Annotated in this window: 8 protein-coding genes and 1 pseudogene; 5 read left to right on the forward strand and 4 right to left on the reverse strand. The window is 67.9% G+C overall.

Going from position 1 to position 7,815, the window contains the following annotated elements:
* The first annotated feature begins 304 nt into the window (after window positions 1-304).
* On the forward strand, window positions 305-724 hold the full coding sequence (locus IE239_RS40880) for a hypothetical protein (RefSeq protein WP_229878795.1): 420 nt from the start codon (window positions 305-307) through the stop codon (window positions 722-724).
* A 199-nt stretch (window positions 725-923) separates the two neighbouring features.
* Here the strand turns inward: IE239_RS40880 and IE239_RS40885 are convergent.
* Window positions 924-1,187, reverse strand: a pseudogene (locus IE239_RS40885) (helix-turn-helix domain-containing protein); the annotation flags it as partial.
* 217 nt (window positions 1,188-1,404) lie between these two features.
* Between IE239_RS40885 and IE239_RS40890 the strand changes: the two are divergent.
* From IE239_RS40890 to IE239_RS40900, 3 genes are all read left to right on the forward strand, one after another.
* Window positions 1,405-1,563, forward strand: coding sequence for a hypothetical protein (locus tag IE239_RS40890; protein WP_164405894.1), 159 nt, complete (start codon window positions 1,405-1,407; stop codon window positions 1,561-1,563).
* Window positions 1,564-1,641: 78 nt separating this feature from the next.
* Complete coding sequence (locus IE239_RS40895; RefSeq protein ID WP_101408647.1) at window positions 1,642-1,896, forward strand: hypothetical protein; 255 nt, start codon at window positions 1,642-1,644, stop codon at window positions 1,894-1,896.
* Window positions 1,893-2,267, forward strand: a complete 375-nt coding sequence (locus IE239_RS40900; RefSeq protein ID WP_190154525.1) for a PIN domain-containing protein — start codon at window positions 1,893-1,895, stop codon at window positions 2,265-2,267. The genes IE239_RS40895 and IE239_RS40900 overlap by 4 nt, the downstream gene beginning before the upstream one ends.
* Here IE239_RS40900 and IE239_RS40905 read toward each other — a convergent pair.
* A complete protein-coding gene (locus tag IE239_RS40905) occupies window positions 2,245-2,781 on the reverse strand; it encodes a hypothetical protein (RefSeq protein WP_308435465.1) in 537 nt (178 codons plus the stop codon). The genes IE239_RS40900 and IE239_RS40905 overlap by 23 nt on opposite strands.
* 128 nt (window positions 2,782-2,909) lie before the next feature.
* On the opposite strand from IE239_RS40905, the gene IE239_RS40910 reads away from it, so the two are divergent.
* Window positions 2,910-3,446, forward strand: coding sequence for an ETEC_3214 domain-containing protein (locus IE239_RS40910; RefSeq protein WP_190154522.1), 537 nt, complete (start codon window positions 2,910-2,912; stop codon window positions 3,444-3,446).
* Between the two features lie 237 nt (window positions 3,447-3,683).
* Here IE239_RS40910 and IE239_RS40915 read toward each other — a convergent pair whose 3' ends face one another.
* Window positions 3,684-4,616: a hypothetical protein gene (locus IE239_RS40915; RefSeq protein ID WP_190154523.1), complete on the reverse strand. Its 933-nt coding sequence runs from the start codon at window positions 4,614-4,616 to the stop codon at window positions 3,684-3,686.
* Between the two features lie 196 nt (window positions 4,617-4,812).
* Window positions 4,813-7,257: a DEAD/DEAH box helicase gene (locus IE239_RS40920; RefSeq protein ID WP_190154524.1), complete on the reverse strand. Its 2,445-nt coding sequence runs from the start codon at window positions 7,255-7,257 to the stop codon at window positions 4,813-4,815.
* Between the last annotated feature and the right edge of the window lie 558 nt (window positions 7,258-7,815).

Below are 7,815 nucleotides of genomic sequence, written 5' to 3' on the forward strand. Positions count from 1 at the left end.
AGGCCCTGCCTTCATGCCCCCGCGCGGCCACAATCACCTGAACAGCACACCCGTACGGAACCCCCAGCTCCACACTCGGTTTCGAGAAGCCCTCTGAGGCCCATGTCCCGTAACTGGCGCCGGGTGACCAGCCCTTCGGGGACAGCGCCACGGCCAAACTCGGAAACCAGCGGGTTCGAGGGATCTGGACGGTGCTCCGGCGAGAACCCACTGGGGGTGTGGTGGTCCTGGGAGGGAGTACCGCGCGGGTCCGCCTTTGCCGTCTGGGACAAGATGGGGCCTCCGATCTGGAGGGGGCGTTGGGATGGGTTACGACCTGCAAGCAGTGATCGCTGAAGGGGAGGCGCTGCGGGGTGTGGCGCGGGACCTGCCTGCCGCTCGGCTGGCGTCGATCGGACAGGGCTTGTCGCTGATGCCGATGACGGACGCCCTGTTCGATTCCGTCGCAGACGGGAGCGGCGTAGGCGCGTTGGGGTTCTGGCGGTTGCCAGGAGGGTTCGAGAAGACCCTCGCTGCCTGGTCAGCCGGTGGGCCGGTGGCCTACGTGGAAGCTGAGTACTTCGGCGGCGTGGGCGAGCAGCGGGCTGCCGTGTGGGATGGCGGCACCATCGTGATGGGCCCGCTCGCTCCATGTGGAGGAGGGCCAGCCCTTCCCGCCAGCCGGCAGCCCGATCTCTCAAGCGCTGCGGCGGTTGGGCGTAGTGGCAAGCGCCGGCGAGGATGAGTTCTCAGCTGTGGGGTTGGACCGGCATCGACACGGCGAGGCGTGGATTGACTGACGCGCGACTTCCGATTCCCGCACTCAGCTCGCGGAATCTGCCCGTGAGTCACGGGACTGGCGCCCCTCTCGGTGGAGGCCTCGTCGGCCGGGGTCCAGGAAGGCGTCACAGTCCCGCGCTCGAACCGTCCGGCAGAGCTGTGAGGAGCTCAGCCGGAGCTGTTACAGAGGAATTAGGGTCCAGGCAGGCCAGGCCGATCTCGTTGAACCGATGGATCACGTCGCGGACGGTGTCCTCGTCGGCTTGCAGCAGCCTGGCGATCACGGGCATCCGGTTGCCGCCGGCCGAGGCGAGCAGCATCATCGCGCGCGGGTATCGCACCGAGCTGGTGCTGCCCCGGCGCACGATCTGCTGCAGCTTCAGCCCTTCTTGGTCGGTCAACCTGCGCACACGGACAGGTTCAGCCACCGCACCCCCAAGCTTCGGATCGGACGACACGCCATATCCAACCGCTCCGACCGTCAACCCCGTGACCTTCCTAGTCACAGCACTAGCTCTGTTCAAACGCACCGAGCCGGCCGCCTCGTAGGCCAGCTCCGGGCGGGCCGACCGGGGATGGCGGCGGGGACGTGGTGCGCCGCCGTGCCCGCGACGCTAGGAGACAGAGCCTCCTACGGTTCGCGCCATGACAACAGTGATCTTGATGTACGGCCCGGCGCACGGGCGGACTCTCACCACCGAAGCGACAGAAGGAGAGGTACTGCGTGAGGCCGGTTGGAGCTACCAGCTGACCGACGACTTGGACGATCGAGGAAGGCGCATCGCCATGGCGTACATGGACTGATAGATCATCCAGGCGGGGGCAGCGCCGTCGACTCGACGACACTGCCCCGGCGGTTCTACCGGCGGTAGAATTCTCGGCATGAGCAAGCCGACGAGCATCAAGACCAGCGAGGAAGTGCGCAACCGGCTGCGTATCCTCGCCGACGAGCGCGGCACCACCATCACCGAGCTGCTGGAAGAGCTCGCCACCCGCGAGCTCACGGAAGCCGAGCGGGAGCAGCGTGCGGTCGAGGCCGCCCGTGAGCTCGGCATTGAGTACACCGAGCAGGTTCAGCAGGTCGGCCAAGATGCCTGGGCGAAGATCCGCGCCCATCAGGGCGGCGCCGCGGCATGAACCTGACGGCCGTCCTGGACCACACGGCTCTGGCAGCCCTGTACCGCGCGGACTCCTTCTTCACGGGCCTCTACATCGAGGCCTCGCGAGGCAGCGGTCGTGTCATCATCCCTTCCCTCTCCGTGCTCGCTGCCGAACGGCAGGTTGCGGGCGCAGGCAAGCACGCGGCATCTCTGCGGTTCGCGGAGAACGTTCCGTTCACCGCAGCTCATGCTGTGGATGCAATGGACTGGAGAAACGTGTACTGGCCGGTGGCTCACGCTGCTGCGATCGCCTGGCACGCGGTGAAGGCGGGAGAGCCGCTCACGGTCCTGTCGCTGGAACCTGAGCTGTACGCGGGTACCGGCATCAGTCCGCTGAACCCCACTTGACCCGCGCCGCCTCGGACGGAGAAGGCCACCGCGGCGCAGGTACTCCTCCAGCTTCACCGGGGTGCTGGGTCTCGCAGTAACGGCGAAGGGCCATGTCGAAGGCGGGCAGCGGGCGGCCCAGTTCGGCCAGCGCCGCACGGATCGTGAGGATGACGTCCTCGAAGGACGTTCCGGCGGAGCGAGCCAGGTCGATGCGTACAGGCAGGATCCGCTGTCCGAACCAGGCGGGCTCACCCCACTGGGCAGGCCGCTGATCGGCCCCGGGGAGCGCTGCCTCCAGCTTGCGGGACAAGGTCGTCCTGCCGATTCCCCCGAGCCCGTGGAACACCATCACGTTGTGACGCTGGCGCTCCAGGTCCTCGACATCGAACGCGGACTCGGTGATCAGACGCAGATGCTCGGACAGTGCGGCCGCGACCAGCTCCCACTGCAGCTGCCGGTTCGTGAACGCCTCCACGGCCTGAAGGCCCCGGTCGTTCGTGCTGAAAAGTGCCCGCAGATCCCGACCTGCCACGTCCCACCCCCAAAAAGATGATCAGCTTGCGAGCTCCAACTTATGCCCGCCGCGCTCCACTTGGGCGGCCGCCTGGCCTTGGGGAGACCGCGGTTCTGCGTGCCAGTGGGGTACGGCATTCTTCAGCGATGAAGTCCGATCCCGAGCCGTGGTACAGCACCACCCTCAACCTCTGGACGCTGGCGGGAGTGCCGGTCGCCAGTTGGACCCTCACCAAGGCACTGACCGAGGGGTGGCGCCGTACCGTCGGCCGCCGGCGCTACGTCACCACCCGTCTCCGCAAGATCGCCCCGGGTGTCCGGCACGACTACGTCGAATCCCTGCTCGGTGAACCGAAGTGGCAGTCGACGAGGCACTGCGCACGGCTCGCCCCGATCGAGCACGAAGAGGCCGATGACAAAGAGCGGAAGGTCGAGCTCACCGTCCGGACCTGGCTTCTGTCGAGGCTCTGCTACCTGGTCACATGGTGTGAGGACGACATCGTGGTCATGTACGGGATCACCACGACCAGCTGGTGGTTCCGGCCCTGGGTGCGGATCCATGAGACGCGGATCCGGCTGGGGAAGAGCACCTTCACGGTTCTCGCCGACAGCGACGTCACCCATCGGGCCTGGCTCGGCAGCCGCCGGTTCGGGTACTTCGAGGAGCATTACTTCGGCAAATGACCTGGGGTCTCGGTGCTGAGCTGGATTTTCTCGGCGGTCGATGGTGTGGCATCTGACCAGTGGTGACTACGGATCGTGTACCTCTGGCCAGATGTCGTGGTGCCGTGGCCTGCGATCCCGCGACGGAGCTGGAATGTCGTGGATGTCTTGGGAATCCCTATGGGCTTCTTGCTGTTTATGCAGGTCAGAAGGATGAAGGGGTGTGGTTGCGGAGGGGGTGTGCGGTCTGGCGTTGAGTCATGTCCCTGTTCCTGACTGCAGGATGCGCAGCAGGAGAGCGGGGACGGGGACGTCTGTGGCGGTGACGAAGTCGTGTACGGCGTCGGGCAGCTGAAGGCCTTGCTGCCGGTGGAGCCGCTGGCGCAGGTTGTCCGCGACGTCCGGGGGCAGAGCGGTGGCCGCGCTGCTGAGGGAGGCGAGCTGGGCGGCCCGGGCATCGGAGGTGTCCGTGCTGGTGATGGCGGCGTCGGCCCGGGTGCGTGCTTCCGGGTCACGTTCCAGGCGGCGGATGACGGCTTGAGCGAACGGTGGGTCGACGTCGTTGGTGAAGTGGCTGGAGATCCGTTCGCTGTCGCGGGATACCTGATCCACGAAGTCGGCGGTCTCGACGGCTGCGTAGGCCAGCGGGTAGTACACCGACACGTCCACCTCGACGTGTCCGTGCAGGTCGCGCTCGCGCTGGAGGGCCTCCCAGGCGTCGGCGACGGCTGTGTCGTCGGGGAACCCGGCGACCAGGGCGAGGAACGCGCCGGAGGCGGGGAGCGGGTAACCGCTGCGTCGTGGACCCAGTTCGGCGTGCAGTGCGCGTTGCACGGTCGCCGGGTCGAGGCCGAGGACCAGGGGGTCGGCCAGCAGCAGGGGTGCGACGTCCCGGCTTCCGTTGTCGCCCGGCCGGAGGTTGTCGATCAGGGCGTGCAGCAGGTGCGGCTCGCCGCGGTGGGTGTGGGCGTACCAGGCGAGCACGGTGTCGTGGGTGAGGAGATCGGGTTGCTGGTCGACGGCCGCGGCGAGTTCCTGCGTGAGCTGGGGGTGGCGGTCGGCGACCAGCGCAAGGTACTCCCAGGCCGTGTCCGTGGCGGGGGAGAGCATGTCACCGGTGAGGCCTGTGAGGAGAGTGTTGCCGAAGTGGGCGTGTAGGTCTTGCCAGTGGTCGGCGATCTCGCCGAGCACGATCAGGTCGAGGTCGGTGCTGATGAATTCACCCAGGGGCAGCCGGATGGGGCGGCCGTCGTGTTCGACGAGGTCGTCCAGCAGGCCGAGTTGGTCGGTCAGCAGGATGCCCAGCCATGCGGCGCGCCGGCGTGCCCAGTTGTCGTACGTCGTCGGAGGTCAGCGCCTCAGCTCGGCGGCCTCCGCACGCGATTCCTCAAACCCACTTCATTCCGACGGCACTGAGCTCCTGCACCCGTTCAGCGGCCAGGCGGTGCTTGCGGGCCCGGCAGTTGGCGATGAACACTCCCAGTGCACGGTCGTCTCCGTCCACGGTTTCCACGTGCTGGCGCGGAACGTTCAGATGTCCTTCCCGCTGGCGATACTGGAGAGCGGCGGCTAGATTGTCGGCCCACATCTGCGCCCGCGTCCGGCTCACGGCTCTCTGCTCGCCTGACGCAGGTCCTGTCTGAGGCTGGTCCGGCGTCAGGCGCAGCACCTCCGTGAGCAGCCACTGCTGCGCGGGCAGCAGACCGTCCCATACGGCAACGGTGCGCTGGGCGCCGGTCCACCGCCCGAGGTCCTCGCCCTGGACGACGAGCTCCCCAGGCCCAGCGGGCAGTTCCCCGCCTCCGTTGACATAGGTGCGGGCGAGGTGGAAGCACCGCTGCCAGGCGATGTCCCAGGCGGGGCACCAAGCGGCGTCGATCTTTTCCAGTTCCCGCCACCGCCGCGTACCGTCACGCTGTCCCGGTGCCAGGCCCTCGGCAGGCCAGTTCTGAGCCGCTCGTTCCCGTCGCGCGGCGGCACGCTGGTCACGCAGCCAGATCCCCACGGGATAGCCTTGCCAGGTTGCCTCGGTGGGGGTGAGGAGGTGCCCGTGTTCCTCCGCCCAGCCGCGCGCGGCGGCCAGGCCCTCGGAGAAGGCCACCTCGAGATGAGACCACACCATCCCGGCCGCATCCAGTTCCCTCACCCGTTCTTTGGCCAGGGTGCCCTGGCGGTAGGCGACGCGCTGCTTGGCGATCCACACCCCAAGCGCGAAACCATCGGGAGCGGTATATCCGTAGGGGACCCGCAGGTGTCCGTGATCGACGGCGTAAGCGATCGCGGCCTGCAGCCCCCGCCGCCAGTACTCGCCCTCGGGCCGCAACACACGTGCCCTGATGAACGCTGCCAGCTGCGCCGGATCACGGGCCGTGGAGAACCGCAGCAGCCCCTGCGCCGCCCCGCTGACCACCCCACCCGCCGTCCTCCCGCCCGCGGCCGAGGCAGCCTGCCGGCTGGGGGACTGAGGGACGGCGAGCTGCTCGACGGCCTCGGTATCGTGAGCCCGCAGCGCGGTCAGCACCTTCACCAGATGCGTGTACGACCGCGAGGCCAGCATCTCGTCCGGCTCCTCACCCGGCTCCAGGAACACCGGAACCACCAGCGAGGCCACCTTGCTCTCTCCGGGCTGCATCCGCAGCGCCCGGCCCACCGCCTGCACCACATCGGGCGTCGAGCCCCGCGCATCCACGAACACCACCGCATCACACGCCGCGGTATCGACCCCCTCGCCGAGCACACGCGCCGACGACAGCACACACAACTCCATCACGGCATCCTGGACCACCCCCGCGGAAAAGGTCTCCAGCACCTGCCGCCGGTGTACCGCCCGATGCTCCCCGCACAGCCAGTCCGCCCACACCGCCTCCGGCTCCGCGAACGATCCCGCATCGGCCTCCCACAGCGCTGCGGCCACCTGTCCCAGCCCGCCCGCGAAAGCCTCCGCCTCACTCGTGCGGTGATGAAACGTCAGCACCCGCCGCAGCCGGTGCTCCGCAGCAGTCTTCAAAACCGCCGTCTGCAAGGCCGCCAACCGCACCCCCCGCACCTCATCCGTGAACGCTTCCGCACCCACCAACCGCACCACCGACAGCTGCGGATCAGCAATATCCACGCAGACCACCTGGTACTGCGCGATCAGCCCCCGCTCGATCGCCTCCGACATCGTCAGCCGGTACACCACCGGCCCGAAGATCTCCTCATCGTCCATCGACGCCACCAGCTGCCCCGCCCCATCGGTGCCCCCCTCCTGCCCGGGGACCTCCCACAACCGCGGAGTCGCCGTCATGTACAACCGCCGCACCGCCGGCAGCCGCCGATCGTCATGCACTACAGCCCACGGTTTCCCCAACACCCCCGCCGTCCGGTGCGCCTCATCCACCACCATCAGATCCCAACGCCCGGCACCGGCCGCATGAGCACGCTCCAGCACCCCCAGACCAGCCGCCGCATACGTGGCGAACACCGTCACCCGGCCCCCACCCGCGAGCCACCCCGCCAACTCACCCGCATCCGTAGTGCACCGCACCCCCACAGCAGCCTTCTCGCGCTCAGAGCACACCCCGAACAACCGACCACCACGCCCACCAGCACGCCATACACCCACCATCTGACCCAGCAGGTCGAGCGTGGGCACCAGAACCAACACCCGTTCGGCACGGAGCCCCTGCGCCGTAAAAACCGCGATCAGGCTCTTGCCAGCTCCCGGAGGCGCAATCACCTGCGCACGCACCGCCGCGTCCGCGAGCTCTCCGCTCACCGAAGACCCGAGCGCGCGGACCACCGCGTCAACTGCCTCGACCTGATGAGGACGGAGCCGCTGCTTCCTCGGCATGAGATCCCGCCTTTCGATCTACGGGGGCAGTGAGCCCTCAGGGTAGAGTCTCTACAGAGAAATTATGATGCAAGACCTCAAGATGCGAGGCCATCACACGCTACAACCGAGCGTGCCTCATACATGACAGCCCCTGCACCTGAACCCCGAAGACCCCCATCCCGCCACCAGCAGTATGGGACAATAGACACTCAAAAATGACGGACCGTCAGGAATGCGTGACGGTCCGTCAAGTACCTGGGAAGGAAAGAAGACAGGCACCGCACGCCGCGCCTTTGCAGCCAGCCAGGCTCGCGCCAGCGAGCCTTTTAGCAGGCTCGAAGAGCCTGCCTCAAGCAGGGGAGCGAAGCGGACCTGCGTCGAGGCGCGAAGCGGCTCGACCGGCGGCTTGCCGCCGTAACAGGACCGCAACGCGGGCCTGTTACATGTCAGTTGAAGCGAAGCGGAGACTGACAGGCGTGGCTTGCCACGCCTGCGCCCGCGGAGCGGGCGCCCAGCCGGCGCAACGCGCCGGCTTTCGCTGTCCAGCGCGCAGCGCTGGAGGTCCCGCTCCGCGGG

This window comes from Streptomyces humidus (assembly GCF_014649655.1).
In the GTDB taxonomy this organism is placed as follows: Bacteria; Actinomycetota; Actinomycetes; order Streptomycetales; family Streptomycetaceae; genus Streptomyces; species Streptomyces humidus.

Excerpts from the sequence above, each read along its gene's own strand:
- IE239_RS40880 (WP_229878795.1), top strand. The coding sequence starts at position 305 with ATGGGTTACGACCTGCAAGCAGTGATCGCTGAAGGGGAGGCGCTGCGG.
- IE239_RS40890 (WP_164405894.1), top strand. The coding sequence starts at position 1,405 with ATGACAACAGTGATCTTGATGTACGGCCCGGCGCACGGGCGGACTCTC.
- IE239_RS40895 (WP_101408647.1), top strand. The coding sequence starts at position 1,642 with ATGAGCAAGCCGACGAGCATCAAGACCAGCGAGGAAGTGCGCAACCGG.
- IE239_RS40900 (WP_190154525.1), top strand. The coding sequence starts at position 1,893 with ATGAACCTGACGGCCGTCCTGGACCACACGGCTCTGGCAGCCCTGTAC.
- IE239_RS40910 (WP_190154522.1), top strand. The coding sequence starts at position 2,910 with ATGAAGTCCGATCCCGAGCCGTGGTACAGCACCACCCTCAACCTCTGG.
- IE239_RS40920 (WP_190154524.1), bottom strand. The coding sequence starts at position 7,257 with ATGCCGAGGAAGCAGCGGCTCCGTCCTCATCAGGTCGAGGCAGTTGAC.